Genomic DNA, 21,322 nt, shown 5'->3' on the forward strand with positions numbered 1-21,322 from the left:
GCCGACACACAGCATGTGACCCACCGCGGTGAAGATGGCACGGAGACGATGCTCGGGCGCGTCTCCCAGGTTGCGCAGACCAGGCGGGTGGTCTCGGCGGCGATCGTCGTGTTCGCCATCAGCATCGGAACGTCCCTGACCTCCTATGTCTGGGACTGGATGGACGCCTTCGCGAAGGGCGAGGAATTCGAGCCGGACGAGTGGTTCGCGATCGTCGGGGCCGTGTGGCTGCCGGTGGTGGTGGGCATGGTGGTGCGGCTGATGCTGCTGCAGCGGGCGCTCGCCGACTCGGCCCGGAGTGCGCTGGACGCGTTCCGGGACACCGTCCACAACACCAACGGATGGGTGTGGCGGGTCGACGCCACGGGTCTCATCACCTACTCCAGCCCCGGCGTGCGCGAACTGCTCGGTTACGAGCCCGAGGAGGTCGTCGGGCTCGTCGCCCTCGACCTGCTGGTGATGGACGAGGACCGCGCCACCGTGTCGCTCCGGCTCGAAGAGGGCCGCAACGGCGACGGCTGGCGCCACTGGCGCACCCGGGTCAGGCACCGCGACGGGTCGGTGCGGCACGTCGTCACCAACGCGATCCCGGTCCGCGACGGCGCGGGCCGGTTCGTGGCGTTCCGCGGCTGCACCTCCGACGTCACCAGCCAGGTGGTGGCCGCCGAGGCCGAGCAGTTGCGGCACGCGACCCAGTCCGCCGCCCGGGAGCGGATCGAGCGGGTGCTGTCCGACCCGTCGAGCCTGCACATGGCGTTCCAGCCGATCGTCGACCTCGGTGCCCACCGGGTCGTCGGCCTCGAGGCCCTGGCCCGGTTCACCCCGGCGCCGCACCGGCCGCCGAACCTGTGGTTCGACGAGGCCTGGCACGTCGGCCTCGGCCCGGACCTCGAACTGCACGCCGTCGCGCTCGCCTGTCGGAACCTCCCGCAGGTGCCGGCCGACGCGTACCTGTCGGTCAACCTCAGCCCCCGGACGATCGTCGACCCCCGGCTGATCGAGCTGATCGCCGGTCTCGGCGCGGACGCCGCCCGGGTGGTCATCGAGGTGACCGAGCACGCGGTCGTCGACGACTACGACGCGATCGTCGAGGTGGTCGACCGGCTCGCGTGCAGCGGAGTGCGGCTCGCCGTCGACGACGCCGGTGCCGGCTACGCGTCGATGCAGCACATCCTGCGGCTGCGGCCGCACATCATCAAGCTCGACCGCAGCATCGTCGCCAACGCGCACCGCGAGCCGGCCCGCCGGGCACTGCTCGGCGCGATGGGGACGTTCGCGAGTTCGCTCGGCGTGATGGCGGTGGCCGAGGGCGTCGAGAACGCCGACGAGCTCGCCACCCTCACCGACGCCGGAATCACCACGGCGCAGGGGTTCTACCTCGCCCGGCCGGCGGTCACGCCGGTCACCGAACTGCCCTTCCTCCCCACCGCTGAACTGGTTGGCCGCGATGCGTGAGACCCGACTGTTGCCCGATTCGCACGCGGTGCGCGCCTGCGGAGCGACGGTGGTCGCGGCCCTGCTGTGGTTCGGGGTGAACCTGATCGCCCCGGTCGGCCCCGCCTGGCTGCTGTGGACGCCCACGGCGATCAACGCCGTCATCGCGGTGACGGTCTTCTGGCGGGCCGGCGCCACCGAGAGCCTGCCCGAGCCGACCCGCCGGTTCTGGCGCCAGATCACCCTGGCCGGCGGCCTCGTCGGTGCGGGCAGCATCACCCAGGCCGTCGACGTGATCGCCAACCCCGACGTCGTGGGGCCGCGGACCGGGCCGGCGATGCTGGCCGTCCACGGCGTCGCGGTCGTCGTCATCATCTACAGCCTCTACCGGCTGCCGCTCGGCGTCCGGACGCCCGGCGACGGGCTGCGCATCGCCCTCGACGCCGCGATCGTGGTGGCGGCCGCCGGCGTGTTCATCTGGCACTTCTCGACCCGACCGGCGCTGGGATCGGACAACCGGACCACGCAGGTCGCGTCGCTGGCCGTCATCGTGCTGGCCCTCATCGCGATCCTCGGCGTCGCGAAACTGGTGCTGTCCAGCCACGCCTACGTCGACGCGTCGGCGCTGCGGCTGCTGGCGATCGCCATGTTCGCCGGATCGGCCTTCCCGATGCTGTCGCCGGTGCTGGAGGCCCACTGGCCGTACCTGTTGCCCTCGCACATCGGAATGCCGCTGATCTTCCTGATGGCGGCGTGGGCGGGTGAACGGCAACGGCTGGCCGGCGCCCGCCGCGACGTCGGGCCCGACGCGGGCGCCGTCGACGTGCGGCGCCGCTCGTTCAGCCTGCTGCCGTACGGGGCCGTCGCGGCGGCCGCGGGTCTCCTCGTCGCGTACACCTGGTCGGGCCATGACGACCGGTCCGAGACGCGGGTGATCGTCGCCGTCGCGGTCAGCCTGATGGCCCTGGTCATCCTCCGGCAGGTCACCGTCCTGCGGGACAACAACCGACTGCTGACCCAGCTGGACCACAGCGCCACCCACGACGCGCTGACCGGGCTGCCGAACCGGGTCCTGTTCAACCGCCGGCTGGCGGCCGCGCTGGCCCGGCCCGGCGGCCACCGGGTCAGTGTCGCCCTGGTGGACCTCGACGACTTCAAGGAGGTCAACGACACGCTGGGCCACGACGTCGGCGACCTGCTCCTGACCGCGGTCTCGGACCGCTTCCGCCGCTGCGTCGACGCGTCCGACACGGTCGCCCGCCTCGGCGGCGACGAGTTCGTCGTCGTCATCAACAGCGCCGACCCGTTCGCCGCCGACCGCACCGCCCAACGCATGATCGACGCGCTGCGCGACCCGATCGTCGCCGGCGACCACACCCTGGCCGTCCGGGCCAGCATCGGGATCGCCGACGGGCAGGTGGGCGACGACCCGGGAACGTTGCTGCGCTGCGCCGACATCGCCATGTACGCCGCCAAGAAGCTCCCCGGCACCGCCTACACCCGCTCCGACGTCGGGGTCCGCATCACGGCGTGACGCAGGATCGGCTCAGGACATCAGGGTGACCTTGATGTCGCGCTTGAGGACCTTGCCGACCTTCGACCGGGGCAGGTCCGGCCAGATCTCGATCTGCTTCGGCGTCTTCACGCCGCCGAGCCGGTCGTGGACGAACGCGCTGATCTCCGCTCGTGAGGCGAGGTGACCGGTGCGCAACTGCACCACGGCGGTGACCCGCTCGCCCCACTTGTCGTCGGGCAGCCCGACGACGGCGCAGTCCTGCACGGCGGGGTGCTGCATGATCGCCTGCTCGACCTCGGTCGAGTAGACGTTGAACCCGCCGGTGATCACCATGTCCTTCTCGCGGTCGACGATGTACAGGTAGTTGTCCTCGTCCAGGTAACCGATGTCGCCGGTGTGGTGCCAGCCGTGCGCCGACGCCGCGGCGGTGGCCGCCGGGTCGCGGTGGTAGCCGCGCATCACCAGCGAGCCGCGCACCACGATCTCGCCGGTCTCGCGCCGGCGCTTCAGCTCGCCGTCGTGCCCCATGATCGCGACCGTGACCAGCGGCGCGGGCCGGCCGGCCGACGCCAGCCGCTCGGTGGCGATCGTGCCGTCGCCGCGGAAGTGGTCGCGCGGCGCCATCGTCGAGATCATCATCGGCGCCTCGGTCTGGCCGAACAGTTGCGCCATCACCGGACCGATCCGCCGCAGCGCCTCGTCGAGCCGGGCCGGCGCGATCGGGGCGGCGCCGTACCAGAAGCACTGCAGCGACGACAGGTCCGTGTCGTCGAGGCATTCGTGCGCGAGCACCATGTAGATCAGCGTGGGCGGCAGGAACGTGTGCGTGACCTTGTGGGTCTGCAGGAGGTCCAGGAAGACCCCGATGCCGGGGCCGCGCATCACGACGATCTCGCCCCCGAGCGCCAGCACCGGGAAGCACAGCACGCCGGCGGCGTGCGTGAGCGGGGCGAGGGCGAGGTAGACCGGGCGGCCGTCGAACGGGTAGCTCATCAGCGTGATGGCCGTCATCGTCTCGAGGTTCGTCCCGGTCAGCTCGACGCCCTTGGGCCGGCCGGTGGTACCGCCCGTGCCGACGATCATCGCGAGGTCGTCGCGGGCGGGTTCGTCGACGTACTCCTCGCCGAGGGCGAGAAAGGCGTCCCATTCGGCCGGGTCGTCGAAGCGGACCAGCGTGGTCAGCGCCGGCAGGTCGTCACGGATGTCCTTGACCAGCGGCGCGAACCGGTCCTGGTAGATCAGTGCCTTGCAGCCGAACAGGTCGAGCAGTTCCCGGTTCTCGGCCGCCTCGTTGCGCGGGTTGACCGGGCACCACACCGCACCGGCCAGGCTGATGCCGAACACGCATGTGAACGCCGTCGGGTCGTTCGCCGACAGGATCGCGACGCGGTCGCCGGGCCGTACCCCGCAGGCTTTCAGAGCGGACGCGATGCGCCCGGTGAGCTCCCGCACCTCCGCATAGGTCCGGCTCTCGCCGTCGGTGGTCAGGCAGGGCGCGTCGGGGTCGAGCGACGCGCCCTTGTCCAGGTAGTCGACAAGCCGCACTGCTATCAGCTCCCGATGGTGACGACCGGTTCGCGGACCAGCCCGAAGCTGCTCAGCACGCCGAGCAGTTCGCGGTGCCCGAAGGCCTGGCAGCCCGACGCGAAGCCGGGCCGGCGCGGTGGCCGCTGCAGCAGCGAGTACGCGGCGTACGCCTGCAGCAGACCGGTCTGCTTGTAGTTGGAATTTCCGTGGATGACGCAGTGCGCGCGGCCGAGCGGCCCGGACGCGTGCACCGAGTCCAGCGACTTGTTGATCCGCGGGTTCTCCCGCGGCGGCATCTGGTTCATCACCTGCGCGGCGGTGGCCGTCAGCGCGGCGTACTGCTCGTCGGGCGGCAGGTCCTTCGTCGCCTCGACGGCCTGCGCCACGATCTGCGGGACGCCCAGCATCAGCGGCCGGTTGAACACGCCGCCGAGCACCTTGACGTTGGCGACGCGTGGGTCGCGCTTGTACCAGACGGGATGCGAGGTGCCGCCCCACGGCAGGGCCAGCGCCAGCTCGTGCTGGCCGGGAATGACCAGCTGGTAGAGCCCGGCGTCCGGGTCCCAGGGGACGTACCGGTTCTGTTCGAGGTGGTAGGCGCCGGCGAGGGCCGCGTTGACGAGGATCGTGAGCGTCGACGCGATCGTCGGGCTGCCGCCCCAGAACACCGCGATGTCGAGGGTGTCCAGGCCCGGGGTCTCCAGGCAGAGTTCGGCCGCGATCTCGCCGGTGGTGTACATCTGGGCGACGCCGGGTGCCAGCAGCAGGCCGGCCTTGGCGAAGTCCCCGCCGTACTTCTCGTCGCAGGTGACCAGCCAGTCCTGCTCGCCGGTGGTGTCGAGGTAGTGCGTCCCGGTGGCCAGGCAGGCCTCGACCACGGCGGGGCCGAGCTTCGCGAACGGTCCGACCGTGTTGCAGACCACCTCCGCGCCGGCGAACAGGTTCTGCAGCGCCTCGGCGTCGTGCCCGACCTCGACGATCTCGTAGTCGGCGGTCTCGATGCCGGCAACGTTCGCCTCCATGGCGGCCTTCAACTTGGTGCCGTTGCGGCCGGCGGCGATGAACGGGACGTGGTACTCGCGCAGGTACTCGCAGATCAGCCGCCCGGTGTAACCGGAGGCGCCGTAGACGACGACGGGCTTGTCGGCCATGACTACATCCCCATCCCACCGTCGACCGGCAGGCCGACGCCGTTGATGAAGGCGGCCTCGTCGGAGGCGAGGAAGACCACGGCCGACGCCATGTCGGCGACCTCACCCAGCCGTCCCGACGGCGTGAGCCCGATGACCGCGCCGACCGCCTCCTCCGGCGAGCCGAACAGGCCGAGCCGGGCGACGTCGTTGGCCAGCCCGGCGCCCATCGCGGTCGGTACCAGGCCGGGGTAGACGCAGTTGACGCGGACGCCGTAGCCGAGCTTGCCCGACTCCATCGCGGCGACGCGGGTGAGCCGGTCGACCCCGGACTTGGTGGCCGAGTACACGCCGATGCCGGGGAACGCGATGGTCGCGGCGACCGAGGCCACGTTGATGACCACGCCGCCGGTGCCCCGCGGGGGACGCATGGCCCGGAACGCGTGCTTGATTCCGAGGGCCGTGCCCAGCAGGTTCACCTCCATCTGCTTCCGGGCGGCGGCGGCGTCCAGGTCGACGAGCAGGCTCGTGATCTCGATGCCGGCGTTGTTGACGAGGATGTCCAGGCCGCCGAGCAGCTCGGTGGCCGTCGCGACGGCGCTTTCCCAGGCGGCGTCGTCGGTGACGTCGAGGTGCACGAACCCGTGCCCGTTACCGAGCGACTCGGCCACCTTGGGCCCGACGTCCTGCTGCAGGTCGGCGACGACGACCGTGGCGCCGGCCGCGGCCAGGGCCCGGGCCATGCCCTCCCCCAGCCCTTGGGCCGCGCCCGTGACAAGTGCCTTACGTCCGCTCAAATCGATCATGGGGAACTCCGGGATGTGCAGGCGGGTTGAGACCCCCATCACAGTCCCCCTAGTCTTGACGTGTGTCAAGAAAAATCTTGACAAGCGTCCAATAAAATCTGGACACTTGTCAGGAACCCGTCCCGAACACCTAGGATGCGAGCGTGGCTCCCCCTCCGAGCACGCGCCCTGTCGACAAGTTCGACGCGCGCCGCGACCAACTCGCCGAGTCGGCGCTCAAGACGCTGGGCGAGCTCGGATACGCGCGCACCACCCTGCGGGAGATCGCGAACAACTCGACGTTCAGCCACGGCGTCGTCCACTACTACTTCCAGGACAAGCTGGAGCTGGTCATCCACAGCGTGCGCTACTACAAGGCCCGCTGCGTCACCCGGTACGACTCGGTGCTCGCCTCCGCCCTCACCGCCGACGGTCTCGTCGAGGCGTTCGCGGCCAAGCTCGCGGAGACCATCCGCGAAGAGGCACCCATGCACCGCCTCTGGTACGACCTGCGCACCCAGAGCATGTTCGAGGACCAGCTCCGCGACGCCGTCACCACGATCGACCAGACGCTCGAGGGAATGATCTGGCGGGTCGTCAGCCGGTACGCCGAACTCGCCGAACGCGACTGCGTCCTCGAACCCGCGGTCGCCTACGGCATGCTCGACGGGCTGTTCCAGCAGGCGCTGCTGGCGTACGTCGGCGGGCGCACCGAGGTGCTCACCGCGCTGGTCGGCCAGGTCCGCGCGGTGATGCCGCTGATGCTCGGCGCACGCCGCGACGACTCAGCCCGCTGACCCGGTCACCAGGGCGCGCTCCCGGCCGATGACCGTCTCCAGGTCGATCTGGTCGTAGTTGCAGAGGATGACCCCGACCCAGTCCAGGTCGCGGTAGATCGTCCAGTTCGTCGACTCGCCGGCCGCGCCGCCGCCGTGCCCGAAGAGCAGGCGGTTGTGGTGGATCGGCGCGGGCGCCCCGTAGGCGGTGAAGCCGCGCACGGCGGGGTCGCCGGCACCGCGCGGACGGTTCGGGAACTTCGGGCTCATGAACAGTTCGGTGTAGGCCGGGTTCAGCAGCTTGCCGGCCAGCAGGGCGCGCGCGAAGCGCACCAGGTCGGCGGCCGTGGAGAAGCCGTTGCCTCCGCCGGTGCCGATGAACATGCGCGCCGCGCCCTCGCCCGCGCGCAGCACGTCGACGCGCCGGCCCGACGGGTGCAGCGCGTAGGGGTGGGCGATGCGCCGGTCGGACAACCACTGCGGGCGCGTGTAGTAGTCGGTCCGGGTCATGCCGGCGACGGCGAAGATGCGTTCGCGGACGTAGTCGTAGAACGACCGGCCGGAGACCCGGGCCACGATCGCGCCGAGGGTGTCGTACCCGTTGTTGCTGTACCGGTTGCCGGTGCCCGGGACGAACCCCAGCGGTTCCCGCCGGATGATGTCCAGGAGCTCCGCCGTGACCTGGTCGGCGCTGGTCCACGTGCCGACCTTCGCCAGGTACTCCGGGTTGGCGAGCAGATCGCCCATCCCGGAGGTGTGGGTGAGCAGGTGGTGGATGGTGACGGTGTCCGCGATCCCGGGCGGGAAGCCGTCGAGGTAGGTGCCGAGCGTCGCGTGGAAGTCGATCCGGCCCTCCTGCGCGAGTTGGACGATCGCCAGGGCGGTGAACGGCTTGGACGCCGAGGCGAGCGCGAAGACGGTGTCCATCCGGTTGGGGACGGAGTTCTCCTTGTCGGCCATGCCGTAGGCCCGTTCGAGCACCGGCCGGCCCCGGTGGGCGAGCAGCACGGTCCCGGAGAACCCGTCCCGGGCGGCGAGGTCGGCGACGAGCCGGTCGTACTGCCCGCCGGGTCGCAGATCCGGCGGTACGCGCCGGGCGCCGGCGGTCGCGGGTGCGCCGGCGGCTCCGCCGGCGATGGCGGTCGCGGTCGCCGCGCCGAGAACTCCGAGCAGCGTGCGTCGAGTTGGCGACTGATGGTGGTTCATGGCCCGCCATGCAACAGCAGGTCCCGTTTCCCGGGCGTTGGCGCCGGCGCTAACGCCGACGAAACAGCGCCTCCGGCAGGCTCGGCCGATGCGCGTACTGGTGGTGGAGGACGAACCCATGCTGGCCGACGCGATCGCCGAGTGGCTGCGCGACGAGACCCACGCCGTCGACGTCGTCAACGACGGGGCCGCGGCCATGGAACGCATCGACGTCAACGACTACGACGTGGTGGTGCTCGACCGGGACCTGCCGCTGCTGCACGGCGACGACGTCTGCCGCGGGCTGGTCGACGCCGGCGCGACCGCCCGCGTCCTCATGCTCACCGCGGCGGTCGAGATCCGCGACCGGGTCGCCGGGTTGTCCCTCGGCGCCGACGACTACCTCACCAAGCCGTTCGCCTTCCCGGAGCTGGCGGCGCGGGTCCTGGCGCTCGGCCGCCGGTCGCGCCCGGGCACCCCGCCGGTGCTGCGACGCGCCGGCATCACGCTCGATCCGGCCCGGCGGGAGGTGACCCGCGACGGCCGGTACGTCCTGCTGTCGAAGAAGGAGTTCGCCGTCCTGGCCGAACTGCTGCGCGCCGACGGTGCCGTGGTGTCGGCCGAGCAGCTGCTGGAGAAGGTGGGACGAACACGTCGACCCGTTCACCGGCGCCGTCCGGCTCACGATCCTCAAACTGCGGCGCAAGCTCGGCGACCCGCCCGTCGTCGAGACCACCCCCGGCGTCGGGTACCGGATCCCGTGAGGCGGCCCCGCGCGACGCTGCGACTGCGGCTCACCATCGTGTACGGCGGGCTCTTCCTCCTCGCCGGCCTCGCCCTGCTCGGGGTCACGTTTCTGCTGTTCGAACGGCAGTTGTCGCAGTACAGCGAGGCGCGCACACCGGACCACCGGCAGCCCCGGATGGTCATCGAGGCGGAGGACGGCGTGCTGACCGGCGCGGCGGCGGCCGAGTGGGTCGCCCGCCAGGAGGCCGAGATCCACGCGGCCGCCACGACGTCGCTGGTCGCACAGGGCTCGATCGCGCTCCTCGTCGTGGGCGCGGCCGCCACCGCGTCGGGCTGGCTGGTCGCCGGCCGGGTCCTCGGTCCCCTGCACCGGGTGACCGCCACCGCCCGGCGCATCGCCGCGGCCCCGCCCACCGACGGCAGCCTCCGGCACCGCATCGACCTCGACGGCCCCGACGACGAGGTGAAGGAGCTCGCCGACACGTTCGACGGCATGGTCGAGCGGCTCGACCACGCCTTCGACGGGCAGCGTCGCTTCGTCGCCAACGCCTCCCACGAACTGCGGACGCCGTTGACGCTCAACCGCGCCGTCGTCGAACTGGCGATGCACCGCCGCACCGCCTCGCCGGACGTCATCCGGCTGGGCGAGAGCCTGTTGCAGATCAACGCCCGGCACGAACGGCTGATCACCGGACTCCTGCTGCTGGCCAGGTCCGGGCACGAGATCGCCGAGCGGTCACCGGTCGACGTCGCCGACGTCGTGTCGCACGTGGTCACCCAGGCCAAGGCGGAGGCCGACGCGGCCGACGTCCGGATCGAGGCGGAGCCCGGCCCGGCACCCACCCGGGGCGACCCGCTGCTGCTGGAACGGCTGGTGCACAACCTCGTCGAGAACGGCGTCCGCCACAACACCGGCGACGGCACCGGCTGGGTGCGGGTGACCAGCCGGACCGTCTCCGGCACCGTTCAGATCGTGGTCGGCAACAGCGGGCCGAACGTCCCGCCGTACGAGATACCGACGCTGTTCGAGCCCTTCCGCCGGCTCCGCCCCGACCGCGTCGTCGCGGACACCGGGACGGGCCTGGGGCTGTCCATCGTCCGCTCGGTGGCGCGGGCGCACGGCGGCCACGTGAGCGCGGTTCCCGGACCCGGCGGTGGCCTCGTCGTCACGGTCACCCTGCCGGCGGACCGCCGGGCGCCGTGACGTCGGCGTGCCAGGACGCGAGGAGGCGCAGCGCCGCGGCGGCGTCGGAGCCCGGTGGCGCGCTGTAGGTGACCAGCAGCAGTTCCGGGTCGTCGGACAGCTGCATCACCTCGTAGGCGAGGTCGACGACACCGATGAGCGGGTGCCGGAGCCGCGCGGTGGTGTGCCCCTTCGCCCGGACCGGGTGTTCCGCCCACAGCGCGCGGAACAGGTCGCTGCGCCGCGACAGGTCGTCGACCAGCTCGGCCAGCGCGGGATCGTCGGGGTGGCGCCCGGCGTCGAGGTGGAGGAACGCGACGAGGTCGCGGACCTTGGCCGGCCAGTCGACGAACAGGTTCCGGGTGGCGTTCTCGTCGCCGAACAGGATCCGGGCGAAGTTGCGTTGCCGCGCCGGCAGCGCGTCGAAGTCGGCGACCAACGCGGCGCCGAGCCGGTTCCAGGCCAGCACGTCGGTGCGGCGCCCGACGACGTAGGCGGCGGCGTCGGTCATGGCGTCGAGGAGGTGACGGACCTGGGGCCGCACCCGCTGGGGCGGTGCCGGCCGGCCGGCACCGCCGGTGGGACGGGTCAGCCGGCGTAGGTGCGCCCGCTCGTCGGCGTCGAGTTCCAGCACGCGGGCGACCGCGTCGAGAACGGCACCGGAGACGTTGGCGGTGCGGCCCTGTTCGAGGCGGACGTAGTAGTCGACGCTGACGCCGGCGAGCTGCGCGACCTCTTCACGCCGGAGCCCGACGACCCGTCGCCGGCCGTGGTAGGGCGGCACGCCGGCGGTGTCGGGGCTGATCCGGGCCCGGCGCGAGCGGAGGAACTCACCGAGTTCGGTCCGTCGATCCATGCGGCCAGTATGGCCGCCGCCGGCGGGCCGCTGCCTGGTTCTGCCAGACCTACGTTCGCGCACGACCGGGGGTCGAACAGGGCACTGGGTAACGATCGCGGGCCGGCCCAGTGTGGAGGAAACCCTTCGCTCACGAGGAGACTCCCCATGCAGGTCAACGGCAGTACGGCGCTGGTCACCGGTGCCAACCGCGGCATCGGCCGCGCCACCGTCGAGGCGTTGCTCGCCCGCGGCGCCGCGAAGGTCTACGCCGCCGCGCGGCGCCTGGACACGGTCGGGGACCTGGCCGCCCGCGACGGCCGCGTGGTGCCGGTGCGGATCGACCTGACCGACCCGGCGCAGATCGCACCCGCGGCGACGGCCGCCGCCGACGTGACGCTGCTCGTCAACAACGCCGGCTCGCTCGCGTTCGCCGATCCGCTGACCGGTGACGTCGCCGGGATCGAGCGGGACCTGCGCACCAACTTCCTCGGCACGCTGTCGATGGTCCGGGCGTTCGCACCGGTGCTCGAAAGCAACGGCGGCGGGGCGATCGTCAACCTGCTGAGCCTGGTGGTCTTCGGGCCGGTGCCGGCGATGGGCGGCTACAGCGCGTCGAAGGCCGCGGCGGCATCGGCGACCCAGGCGCTGCGGGCGCAGCTGGCCGACCGGAAGATCACCGTGCACGGCGTCTTCCCCGGCGCGGTGGACACCGACATGATCCGCGACTTCCCGATCCCGAAGACCGGCCCGGCCGACGTCGCCACCGCGATCCTCGACGGGCTCGAAGCCGGCGAGGAGAACATCTTCCCCGACCCGATGGCCCGCCAGGGCTACCGGGACTGGCGGGACGATCCGTCGGCGTTCGAACGCCGGATGGCGTCGATGTGACGGGTCTCAGCGCGTGAAGCGGTACACCTTCACCGCCTTCTCGCCCCCGCACACCACGTACCGTTCGTCGGCGTCGCACTCGCCGGACCGGATGGCCACCGTCGCCAGTTCCGTGTGGTCGCCCTTGTCGGTGACGCCGGTGATCGGTGCCGCCTCGTTGCTGCCCCAGGGCCAGAACAGCGCGCCGCGGTCGTCGATCCGGTGGCCGCCCCGGGCGTCGTCGGCGAAGGCGACCGTGCCGTCGGCGGTGAACATCTTGCTGCCGAACGTTCCGGAGCCGGAGCTGGTCACCAGCACGCTCTCGCCGATCGCGGAGATCCACTTGGCGCCGTCGACCGGTTTGGTCCAGCGCCGCTCCCGCTTCCCGACGTCGATGCGGACCAGCCGCTGCTCCTTCGCGGCGCCGCCGCTGCCGGTGCCGTCGACGACGCACAGGTCCTCGCCGCACCGGGTGAAGTCCACGACGTGCCGGGCGGTCTCCTCGTCGTAAACGAGGTCGGGGCGGCCCATGGAGGTCAGGTCGTAGGCGGTGATCTGGTAGCCGTCACCGGCCGAGGCGACGTAGAGCCGGTCACCGTGCGCGTGCACGATGTCGTCGGCACCGACCGCCTTGCCGCGCGAGCTGATCGGCTTCCCCGACGTGGAGTTGTACGACGTGGCCGTGCCGTCGCCGGCGACGAGCACGATCCGGTCGGCGATGCGCTCGGCGGCGGTGAAGTCGGGGTTGTCGACGGTCAACAGGCGGGTGCCGTCCGGGTAGAGCGCCTCCCACGCCTGCTTTCCGGTGCTGTAGTCGATCTTCCGCAGGGCGTCGAGCTTGCCGCGGGTCACCAGCAGGTAGTCGGAGTAGACGTAGACGCCGTCGCCGCTGTCGAGCGACCACTCCCAGCGCCGGCCACCGTCGTCGGCGTCGAGGAAGAACAGCGTGTGGGCGTCCGACGAGGTCGCGCCGGTGGTGCGGACGACCGCGCCGCCGGCCCGGCCGCCGACCCACGCGCCGGAGCCGGGGTCGCCCGGCACCTCGACGTCCCACTTCGGGTTGCCCGTCCGCAGATTCACCGCGACCACGTGCGTCCGGTCGCCCACCTTGTACATCACGTAGGCGTTCTCGACGCCGATCCCGGGCCCGGGCCGCTCCGTCCCGGCGCCCGACGGTACCGACCAGCCCTCGCCGACGGCCGACAGCGAGCCGAACGAGTACGGGTCGTACAGCATCCACGTCAGCACCGCGCCCGCCGCGACGACCACGGCGGTCGCCGCGGCCACCACCCAGGTCACCCGCCGCCGCCACCACACCCGGCGGGCCGGCGGCGGCCCGAAGCTCGGCGGGGACTCGGCACCGGGCAGCGGCGGCTGGTCCGGCGGTCCGGCCGGGGAGACGGCAGCCGCGGGCACCGGGACCGCCGCGCGGCGCTCCATCAGCGCGCCCTCGGCCACCGGCAGTTCCGGCTGTTCGAGGACGGTCGGCGCGATGCCCAACCGGGCGTGCAGCAGCCGCGCGGCCAGCGGCGTCCGGGACGCGCCGCCGACCATGAACAGCCCCGACAACTGGTTCGGCTGCAGGCCGGCACCGCGGATGACGAAGCCCGCCTCCTCGACCGCGCGCTGCAGGAGCGGACCGGCGAGCTTCTCCAGTTCGTCGCGGGTGAGGTGGACGGCCTCGTCGACACCGGGGACGGACACCGGCGCGACGGTCGTGCGCGAGAGCATCTCCCGGGCGCCGCGCACGTCGTCCCAGAAAGCCCTGCGCTGGCGTCGCTCGACGGCCGTGCCGGGCGTCGTGAGCGCGCCCACCGCGGCGGGACTGCGCCGCCCGACCAGGTCGCACAGGTAGGTCACGACGGCCGCGTCGAGGTCGAGCCCGCCGAGGTCCGGCAGCCCGCCGGAGCTGACCACGGAGAACGCGGCGCCGTCGTTGCGCACCACGGCGACGTCGAGCGTCCCGCCGCCGAAGTCGAACACCGCGAGGCAGGTGCTCACCGGCACCGGGCGGCGCAGCACGTCGGTGAAGTACCGGGTGGCGGCGACCGGCTCGGGCAGCAGGTCGATGCCGGGCGCGTTGTGGGACGCCCAGCCGGCCCGCCGCGCCGCCTCGCGGAGCACGTCGCGCCGGGCCGCGCCCCACGCCGCCGGGTACGTGAGCACCGCCGGCGGCAGGAAGCCGCACGCCTGCACCGTGGCCGACGCGACCGCGCCGAGCACCGCCGCGAGCAGGTCGACGACGGGCACCTCGCGGTCGCCGAGCAGGGTCATCGATTCGTCGATGAGCCGTTTCGGGTTCGGCTCGAAGCGGCCGGGGTCCACCTGCGCCAGCCGCTGCGCGTCCCGCCCCACGTGCAGCCGGCCGGTCCCGTCGAGCTGGACGCACGACGGCAGCAGCGGCTGCCCGTCGAACAGCAACGGCCTGGTGCGGCCGTCGGGCCACCGCAGGACAGCCACCGTGTTCGACGTACCGAGGTCGATACCGATCGAAAAGCCGTCGCTCACCGCGCCGATGGTACGTAGCCGCGTCACGGCCGTGCCGCCGGCGGGGTGTCGCCGGCGGCACGTTCCCCCAGGGAGGGGTTCATCCCGGGCTCAGCCCAGGCTGGCCCGCAGCGATCGCAGGGTCGGCAGCGCCTGCTGCGCGACCGCGCGGCTCGTGTTCCGGGCGGCGGCGTCCTCCGCCTGTGCCCGGATCGGCGGGTGCGGGACGCAGCGCACGCCCGCGGACGAGACGCCGCAGAGGACGGAGTCGGAGAATCCACGGTCGCCGTTGTAGGCGGTGCAGCTCCAGAACTGCTCGATGGTGCGCGGCTGGTCCGCATTCGCGTTGATCTTGGTGCAGTTCGTCGGGGTCATCTTGACCACGACGGCCTCGTAGCTGCGGATCAGCCGGTCGAGCAGGTCCACCGGGGAGAGGCCGACCTTGGTGAAGCCGACCATGGCGATGGAGTAGATGGTGCCGATCAGCTTGCCGATGGTGTCGGCCGCCGCGGGGGTCTGCACGGCGTCGAAGTAGGCGCTGGACAGGGTGGCGCAGTTGACCGCGTCGTTGGCGAACAACGCCAGGCTGAACGGGTCGAGCGCGTCGATCTGGAGCACCTTGGTGGTCGCGGCGTCGGTGCAGGCGCGCACCTCGGCGCTGGCGATGGTGTCGATCTGGCCGATGATCTCCTGCCGGGCCGCGTTGATCGCGTCGATGATCTCCCGCTTGGCCCGGTCGAGGTCACCGCCACCGCCGGAGAACAGCGCCGACGCGACGGCGATCGCGATCTGCACGTAGGGGACCGCGGCCTTGACGGGCTTGGCGGTGCCGGCCACGGCCAGCGTGACGGCCAGGAACGCGGCCGTCACGCCGGTCAGGAATCTGGTTCTTACCTGGGTCATGGCCAGTCAGGCTAGGAACGCGCGGGCCACGAAGTCTTCGGTAGAACTACGGAGCACCTACTGAACCGGCCCGTAACCGTTCGTCCTGGTCGGCAGCTGGGTGAGGGCGTGTGCCGCCGACCAGGCGACCAGTTCCGCGTCGCCGGGTAGCGGCCGGGTGGTGCGGTACTGGAACGACAGGACGCCGTGCAGGCGCCCGACGTCGTCGCGCAGCGGGTAGCAGCGCACGGCGCACAGGCCGGCCGCGAGCATGCGGTCCAGGCCGGGATGGTGGACGAGCATCGGGCTACGCGCGATGTCGTCGACGATGATCGGCTCGCCGATCGCCGCCGCGGTCTGGGGTGCGGCCGGGTGGCCGGGCCGCCCGGTGACGAAGGAGCGCAGCAGCTGTCCGGTGAGGCCGTGGTGGCGCACGACGTGCAGTGTCCCGGTGTGCGCGTCGTGCGCCTGCAGCACGCAGGCGTCGGCCGCCCCGACGATCGCGGCGGCCAGCATGATGCCGTCGAAGACGGCGGGGCGGTCGGCCACCGCGAGAAACGGCGCCGCGACCAGCGCCCGCGGATCCGTGCGCAGCCGCTCGCGTAACCGCTCGCCCAACTCGCGGCGGGTGGCCCGCACCTCGGTCTCGATGACGCGCTGCTGCAACCGGGCGAAGATCCGGGCCTGCCGGTCGTCGACGCGCCGGCGCCGGGTCGTCACCCCGATGCGGTCGTCGGCCAGAGAGACGGGCACCGGGGAGACGGGCAGCGCGGAGACGGGGATCGGGGGGACGGGGACCGCGGCGGGTGGGGTGGGCGGCTGAAGCAGCCGGTAACCGGCACCGGCCGCCTCGATGACACGGCGGATCCCGTCGTGCGCACCGGTGACCCGGAGCAGGCGGCCGGTGTCGAGCGCGGCCTCCGCCGCCCGGAGCAGCACCCGGACCGTGCCGGCGTCGAGCAGGCGGACCGCGCTCACGTCCACCACGATCTCGCGCGGGGGGCCTTGATGGTCCTCGGCCAGTGCCGCCGCCAGGATCAGCTGCACCGCCTCGTGCCTGGTGGCATCGAGGTCTCCCGACAGCACGACGACGCCGGTGCCGATCGAGGATGAACCGTCCATGGTGACCGCCACTGTAAGTCAAGGGTCCAGGGCCCGGCATGTTGTTGGATACCCTGCGACGGGCTTCGACACACCGGGCCGGGACAAAGGCGGATGGACAGGGATGGATGACCCGCTGACGCGGAGCGTCGGTGACGCGGCGGTGGTGCGGCAGGTGTTCGACGCCATGCCGCTCCTGGTGGTCGCGTTCGAGGGCCCCGAACTGCGGGTGGCGGCCGCGACCGGCGCCTACCGGGCCTACGCCGGCCGGCCGGAGGTGATCGGCATGCCGGTTCGGGAGGTGTTTCCCGAGATGCTCGGCCAGCAGGCCATCGAGATCCTCGAGCACACCTACGCGACCGGCGAGCCGGTCTCGCTGTCGGAGTTCCGCGGGCACATCGAGCTGCCGGACGGCGGCGGTCCGCTGGAACGGTTCGCGAACATGAACATGAACCCGTTGCGCGGGCCCGACGGCGAGGTGACCGGTGTCGTGATCGACCTGGTCGACGTCACCGAGCAGGTCCACGAACGGCAGGCGGCACAGCGGCGGGTGGCCGAGGCCGAGCGGCGCTACGCCGAGGCCCTTGACGTCGTCCACGCCCTGCAGCGGGAACTGCTGCCCGCGGGTGTTCCGGTGCTGCCGCAGGTGCAGATCGCCGGCGCCTACCTGCTCGCCGACGCCGACACCGCCGCGGGAGGTGACTGGTTCGACGCCGTCGCACTGCCCGACGGGCGGGTCGCGCTGACCGTCGGTGACGTCGTCGGGCACGGCGTCACCGCGTCGGCCACCATGGGCCAGCTCCGGGCACTGCTGAACGAGCGGCTCACCACCACCGGTGACGTCCACACGGCGGTCGCCGACCTCGACCGCGTGGCCGGGCGGGTGCGCGGTGCCCACGCCGCCACCGTCTGCGTCGTGATCCTCGACCCGGCCACCGGCGCGCTGACCTACACCACCGCCGGTCACCCGCCCCCGCTGCTGCTCCCCCGCGACGGCGACGCCCGGTACCTGGCCGCCACGGGCACCGGCCCGCTCGGCGTGCGCGCCGCCGGTCACCCGGGCGTGGCCGTCCGCACCGATCGCCTGGACGCCGGCGACATGCTGCTGCTCTACACCGACGGCATCCTCGAACGCCCCGGCCGCACCCTGGCCCAGAGCACCGTCGAACTCGCCCGGGCCGGCGCCGCCGCCGCGGCCGGACGGGCGCTGGCCGGCCACGAATCCACGGCGGTCGAACGGGTCTGCAATCAGACCCTCGAGATGCTGATCCGCGTCACCGGACACACCGACGACGTCACCGTGCTCGCCGCCCAGCGGGTTCCGCCGCCGGCACCGTTCAGCATCGAACTCGCCGCCGACCCGGCGTCGCTGCCCGACCTGCGGAACCGGTTCGGTGACTGGCTGGCCGGCATCGCCGTGGCGGAACGGGACGCCAGCGTCCTCCAGCACGCGGTCACCGAACTGGCCACCAACGCCCTCGAACACGCCTACCTCGACTCGGTCGACGCGAACACCGTCACCGTCACCGCCGCCCTGCGCCCCGACGGCGTGGTGGAGGCCGAGGTCCGCGACCACGGCGGGTGGCGGGACCCCCGGCCGTCGCCGGACCGCGGCCTGGGCCTGGTGATCACCAGCAAACTCGTCGACGACCTGCGGCTCACCCACGACGACACCGGCAGCACCGCCACCGTCACCCACGAGCTGTGCCGGCCGGCCCGGCTGCTCACCGTCGCCGAGCTCTCAGCGGTGCCCGCCGCGCCGACACCCCGCGCCGCGGACCCGTTCCTGATCCTCGACCAGCCGGCCGCCCCCGGCCCCCGCGTCCGGGTCGACGGCCCGGTGGACGCCCACACCGCGCCGCACCTCGACAACGCGCTGCGCGTGGCCGGTGCCGTCGGCACCCGGGACCTCACCGTCGACCTCACCGACGTCACGCACCTGGCCAGCGCCGCGGTGGCCGTCCTGCACCGGCTCGCCGCGCTGTCCGCCGCGAACGGCCATCGGCTGCGCCTGTACGCGCCGCCCGGCACACCGGCCGACATGATCATGACCCTGGTCGATCTGCCCCACCTGACGGTCGACCCCGACGGCTGAGCTCAGGCCGGCGCGGGACGGCGCAGCGCGGTGGCCGCCAGCACCAGCACGGCCACCGCCAGACCGGCGAGCAGCAGCGCCTGGGCGGGTGGGGTCGCGCCGGTGCGGAGCAGCGCCGACAGGGCCGGCGCCGGGACGAGCGTGGCGTAGGCGACCAGCAGGCCGGCCCCGGTCGCCGGGGAACGGCGGGTCACCGCGAGCGCCGGGAGCACCGCCACCACGGCCGCGACGACCAGCACCCAGGCGGTGACGGTGACGGCGCTGTCGGGGTCCACCCGGTAGGCGGCGAGCGGCACGGCCGCCGCCAACGCGCCGATCACCACCGCGACGGTGATCCGACCGGCCGGCCGGGCCGAGGGTACGGTCGTCGCCCGGCGGCGCGACAGCACCAGGAGCGCCGGTACCGCCAACGCGAGCAGCAGCAGACCCTGCAACGGGGCGGCCCGCATGCCGACCGCGGCGCTCGCCGGCCCGAAGTCGACGAGCTCCTCGAGAAACGTGGGCAGCTCGGCAACCTGAAGCGCGCCCCACCCGACGAGGACGGCGGCCCCGGCGCGGGCCCGGGTGCCGCCGGCCCGGGTCAGCACCAGGACGATCCCGGCGACGAGGATGTCGAGCGCGATCTCGCCGGCCATGGGTAGGGCATCGTGCCGCGTGATGTCGTCGCGCTCGATCCGCCCCTGGACGAGCAGCACCCGGGCGGCCGCCGCGACGGCGACGACGACCGCGACGGCCGCGCCGATCCAGCGCAGCAGCCCGTCGCCACGACCGGCCGTCGCCCCGGCATCGGGTGCCGGCGCTGTCGTGGGGGCGGCCTTGGCGGCCGGCACGGACGCCGCCTTGGCGGCGGTCCTCGGGGCCGTGTTCGGGGCTGGCATTGCGGCCGGCACGGGCGCAGCCTTGGCGGCGGTCCTCGGGGTCGCGTTCGGGGCCGTCCTCGGGGTCGGCACAGCGGCCGGCGCGGGCGCCGGAACCGATGCCCGCGCGGTCGCGGGCCGCGCGGCCGGCATCGGGGCCGGCGACGGCGTCGGCGGCGGGGTCGGCGTCGCCTCGGTGACCTGCGCGGTGGCCCGCACCGTGGCCGGCCGCTCCGGGTCGACGACCGGGGCCGCGGCCTCCAACGCGTGCACCGCGCCGATGGCGACGACCAGTTCGGGCTGCTCGATGACCGTCGGCGCGATCCGTAGGGCGCTGTGCAGCAGCGTCGCCACCAGCGGAACCCGGCTCGCGCCTCCGACCAGGAACAGGCCGCTGACCGCGTCCGGCCCGACACAGGACGCCCGCAGCGTCGCGATCGTCAACCGCACCGTCCGCTCCAGCAGCGGGCGGGCCAGGGCCTCGAACTCGGTGCGGGTCAGGTGCCAGTCGGTGTCGACCAGCGGCACGTGCAACGCCGCCGTGGAATGGCGGGACAGTTGCTCCTTCGCCGCGCGGGCGTCCTGCCAGAGCAGCCGCCGGGCGCGCCGGTCGGCGGTGGACTCCGGCCAGTCGATCCGGCCCCACGCGTCCACCGAACCGGTTGTCGCCGCCCGGATCTGCTCGACCACGGCCGCGTCCAGGTCGAGCCCGCCGACGTCGGCCAGGCCGTCGGAGGCGAGCACGGCGAACCCGTCCCCGGTCCGGCGGACGACGGCCACGTCGAACGTGCCGGCACCCAGGTCGTACACGACCAGGCTCCGCCCGACCGGCACCCGCTGGTCGAGGACGTGCACCAGGTACGAGGCCGCGGCCACCGGCTCCGCGACGAACCGCGGCTCCCCCAGCCCGGCCATGACCGCCGCGTCGGCGAGGATCCGCTGGCGTGGCCGGCCCCAGTCCACCGGGCGGGTGAGCACGACCGTGCCGGGTGACTGGCCGGTCACGCGTTCCGCTTCGCCGGCCACCCGGGCGAGAACCGCCGCGACGGCCTCGACCACGGGCACGTCGCGCTCGCCGAGCCAGATGGTGCCGTCGTCCATGCGTCGCTTGGGATTGGGCTCGAACTGGCCGGGCGCCACCGCGGCCGAACGCTCCGCGTCGCGGCCGACCAGCAGGCCGGTCTCCGCGTCGAGAAAGACAGCGGACGGAAGCAGCGGTGACCCCTCGAACAGCAACGGCGCCGCGTTCCCCGAACGGTGGACCACTCCCGCCGTGTTGGAGGTACCGAAGTCGATACCGAGAACCGGAGCGCGCATCCGGGACACAGTAACGCCGGCCCGCACCTACGCGAGTCGGTGGAGTACGAAGATGCCGCCGTGGAGCGGTTGGTCGGTGCGTTGGTCGTCGGTCTGGGTGTACTCGTCGATGATCGCGCAGATGCGGCGGTCGATGGCGGCGATGTCGTCGGCGGAGAGGTGGAGCGCGAACCGGGCGTGGGTCCGGACCGAGTCGGGGCCGGCTTCGCGCAGTTCCTCGTGGAAGGCCTCGATCGGCGCGAGCGGCTGTTCGGGGTCGGGGTTGGACAGCCACCACGACAGGCCGGTGGACCGGTAGGGCTTCTCCAGGGCGCCGCTGTCGCCGGTGCGTACGGCTCCCTGCTCGAGCAGCCCGGACCTGGTGAGATGACGGACGTGGTACAGCACGGTTCCGGGATCGCGTCCGAGCCGTTCGGCCAGCTGCTTGTTGGTGAGCTCCTGGTGGAGGCACAGCCGCAGGATGCGCAGCCGCAGCGGGTGCGCCATGGCCTTCGCCTCACGAACCGTCGCTTCGCGCCGTTCTCCCGGTGCGATCGGGTCTGCCATGGCAGCAGAGTACTTCATTTCTCCACCGATGGAGTTTTCCCCACCGATG

General features: G+C 72.8%; 16 protein-coding genes and 1 pseudogene. 7 read left to right on the forward strand and 10 right to left on the reverse strand.

Translation table 11 applies throughout. The features are described 5' to 3' along the window. Positions 1-48: 48 nt before the first annotated feature. A complete protein-coding gene (locus Vau01_RS56990) occupies positions 49-1,455 on the forward strand; it encodes a sensor domain-containing phosphodiesterase (RefSeq protein ID WP_204011439.1) in 1,407 nt (468 codons plus the stop codon). Further along, on the forward strand, positions 1,448-2,968 hold the full coding sequence (locus tag Vau01_RS56995; RefSeq protein ID WP_204011442.1) for a GGDEF domain-containing protein: 1,521 nt from the start codon (positions 1,448-1,450) through the stop codon (positions 2,966-2,968). Before Vau01_RS56990 ends, Vau01_RS56995 begins: the two co-directional genes overlap by 8 nt. A gap of 12 nt (positions 2,969-2,980) precedes the next feature. Here Vau01_RS56995 and Vau01_RS57000 read toward each other — a convergent pair whose 3' ends face one another. The 3 genes from Vau01_RS57000 to Vau01_RS57010 are packed head-to-tail and all read right to left on the reverse strand — an operon-like array spanning position 2,981 to position 6,413. Beyond that, a complete protein-coding gene (locus Vau01_RS57000) occupies positions 2,981-4,495 on the reverse strand; it encodes an AMP-binding protein (protein ID WP_204011445.1) in 1,515 nt (504 codons plus the stop codon). A gap of 5 nt (positions 4,496-4,500) precedes the next feature. Then, positions 4,501-5,628, reverse strand: a complete 1,128-nt coding sequence (locus tag Vau01_RS57005) for a DUF5938 domain-containing protein (RefSeq protein WP_204011449.1) — start codon at positions 5,626-5,628, stop codon at positions 4,501-4,503. A 2-nt stretch (positions 5,629-5,630) separates the two neighbouring features. After that, positions 5,631-6,413, reverse strand: coding sequence for an SDR family NAD(P)-dependent oxidoreductase (locus Vau01_RS57010; RefSeq protein WP_204011452.1), 783 nt, complete (start codon positions 6,411-6,413; stop codon positions 5,631-5,633). A 143-nt stretch (positions 6,414-6,556) separates the two neighbouring features. Between Vau01_RS57010 and Vau01_RS57015 the strand changes: the two genes are divergently transcribed. Next, complete coding sequence (locus tag Vau01_RS57015) at positions 6,557-7,189, forward strand: TetR/AcrR family transcriptional regulator (protein ID WP_204011455.1); 633 nt, start codon at positions 6,557-6,559, stop codon at positions 7,187-7,189. Here Vau01_RS57015 and Vau01_RS57020 read toward each other — a convergent pair. Continuing rightward, positions 7,178-8,374 (reverse strand): serine hydrolase domain-containing protein, encoded by a 1,197-nt coding sequence (locus Vau01_RS57020; RefSeq protein ID WP_204011457.1) that lies wholly within the window; start codon positions 8,372-8,374, stop codon positions 7,178-7,180. The genes Vau01_RS57015 and Vau01_RS57020 overlap by 12 nt on opposite strands. Before the next feature lie 88 nt (positions 8,375-8,462). Between Vau01_RS57020 and Vau01_RS65745 the strand changes: the two are divergent. Next, a pseudogene (locus tag Vau01_RS65745) lies at positions 8,463-9,111 on the forward strand (response regulator transcription factor); the annotation flags it as partial. Beyond that, complete coding sequence (locus Vau01_RS57030; RefSeq protein WP_373320481.1) at positions 8,994-10,304, forward strand: sensor histidine kinase; 1,311 nt, start codon at positions 8,994-8,996, stop codon at positions 10,302-10,304. The pseudogene Vau01_RS65745 and the gene Vau01_RS57030, both read left to right, overlap by 118 nt. Here the strand turns inward: Vau01_RS57030 and Vau01_RS57035 are convergent. Next, entirely contained in the window at positions 10,273-11,139 is an 867-nt protein-coding gene (locus tag Vau01_RS57035; RefSeq protein WP_204011465.1) for a helix-turn-helix transcriptional regulator, read from the reverse strand. The genes Vau01_RS57030 and Vau01_RS57035 overlap by 32 nt on opposite strands. A gap of 147 nt (positions 11,140-11,286) precedes the next feature. On the opposite strand from Vau01_RS57035, the gene Vau01_RS57040 reads away from it, so the two are divergent. Next, positions 11,287-12,009, forward strand: a complete 723-nt coding sequence (locus tag Vau01_RS57040; protein ID WP_204011467.1) for an SDR family oxidoreductase — start codon at positions 11,287-11,289, stop codon at positions 12,007-12,009. Positions 12,010-12,015: 6 nt separating this feature from the next. On the opposite strand, the gene Vau01_RS57045 is transcribed toward Vau01_RS57040, so the two are convergent. The 3 genes from Vau01_RS57045 to Vau01_RS57055 form a co-directional block, all read right to left on the reverse strand. Next, positions 12,016-14,496, reverse strand: a complete 2,481-nt coding sequence (locus Vau01_RS57045) for an Hsp70 family protein (RefSeq protein WP_204011472.1) — start codon at positions 14,494-14,496, stop codon at positions 12,016-12,018. Positions 14,497-14,586: 90 nt separating this feature from the next. Then, positions 14,587-15,378 (reverse strand): hypothetical protein, encoded by a 792-nt coding sequence (locus Vau01_RS57050; protein WP_204011474.1) that lies wholly within the window; start codon positions 15,376-15,378, stop codon positions 14,587-14,589. A gap of 57 nt (positions 15,379-15,435) precedes the next feature. Further along, positions 15,436-16,479, reverse strand: a complete 1,044-nt coding sequence (locus Vau01_RS57055; protein ID WP_204011477.1) for an STAS domain-containing protein — start codon at positions 16,477-16,479, stop codon at positions 15,436-15,438. A 103-nt stretch (positions 16,480-16,582) separates the two neighbouring features. Here Vau01_RS57055 and Vau01_RS57060 point away from each other — a divergent pair, with 103 nt between their 5' ends. Next, positions 16,583-18,553 carry a SpoIIE family protein phosphatase gene (locus Vau01_RS57060; protein ID WP_204011480.1) on the forward strand — a complete coding sequence of 657 codons (1,971 nt, stop codon included), beginning with the start codon at positions 16,583-16,585 and terminating at the stop codon, positions 18,551-18,553. A gap of 2 nt (positions 18,554-18,555) precedes the next feature. Here the strand turns inward: Vau01_RS57060 and Vau01_RS57065 are convergent, their stop codons facing one another. Continuing rightward, positions 18,556-20,727: an Hsp70 family protein gene (locus tag Vau01_RS57065; RefSeq protein ID WP_204011483.1), complete on the reverse strand. Its 2,172-nt coding sequence runs from the start codon at positions 20,725-20,727 to the stop codon at positions 18,556-18,558. A 27-nt stretch (positions 20,728-20,754) separates the two neighbouring features. After that, the gene (locus tag Vau01_RS57070; protein ID WP_204011486.1) at positions 20,755-21,273 is read right to left on the reverse strand and encodes a winged helix-turn-helix domain-containing protein; all 519 of its coding nucleotides are present in this window, start codon (positions 21,271-21,273) and stop codon (positions 20,755-20,757) included. Positions 21,274-21,322 lie beyond the last annotated feature (49 nt).

The organism is Virgisporangium aurantiacum (assembly GCF_016863635.1).
Taxonomy (GTDB): Bacteria; Actinomycetota; Actinomycetes; order Mycobacteriales; family Micromonosporaceae; genus Virgisporangium; species Virgisporangium aurantiacum.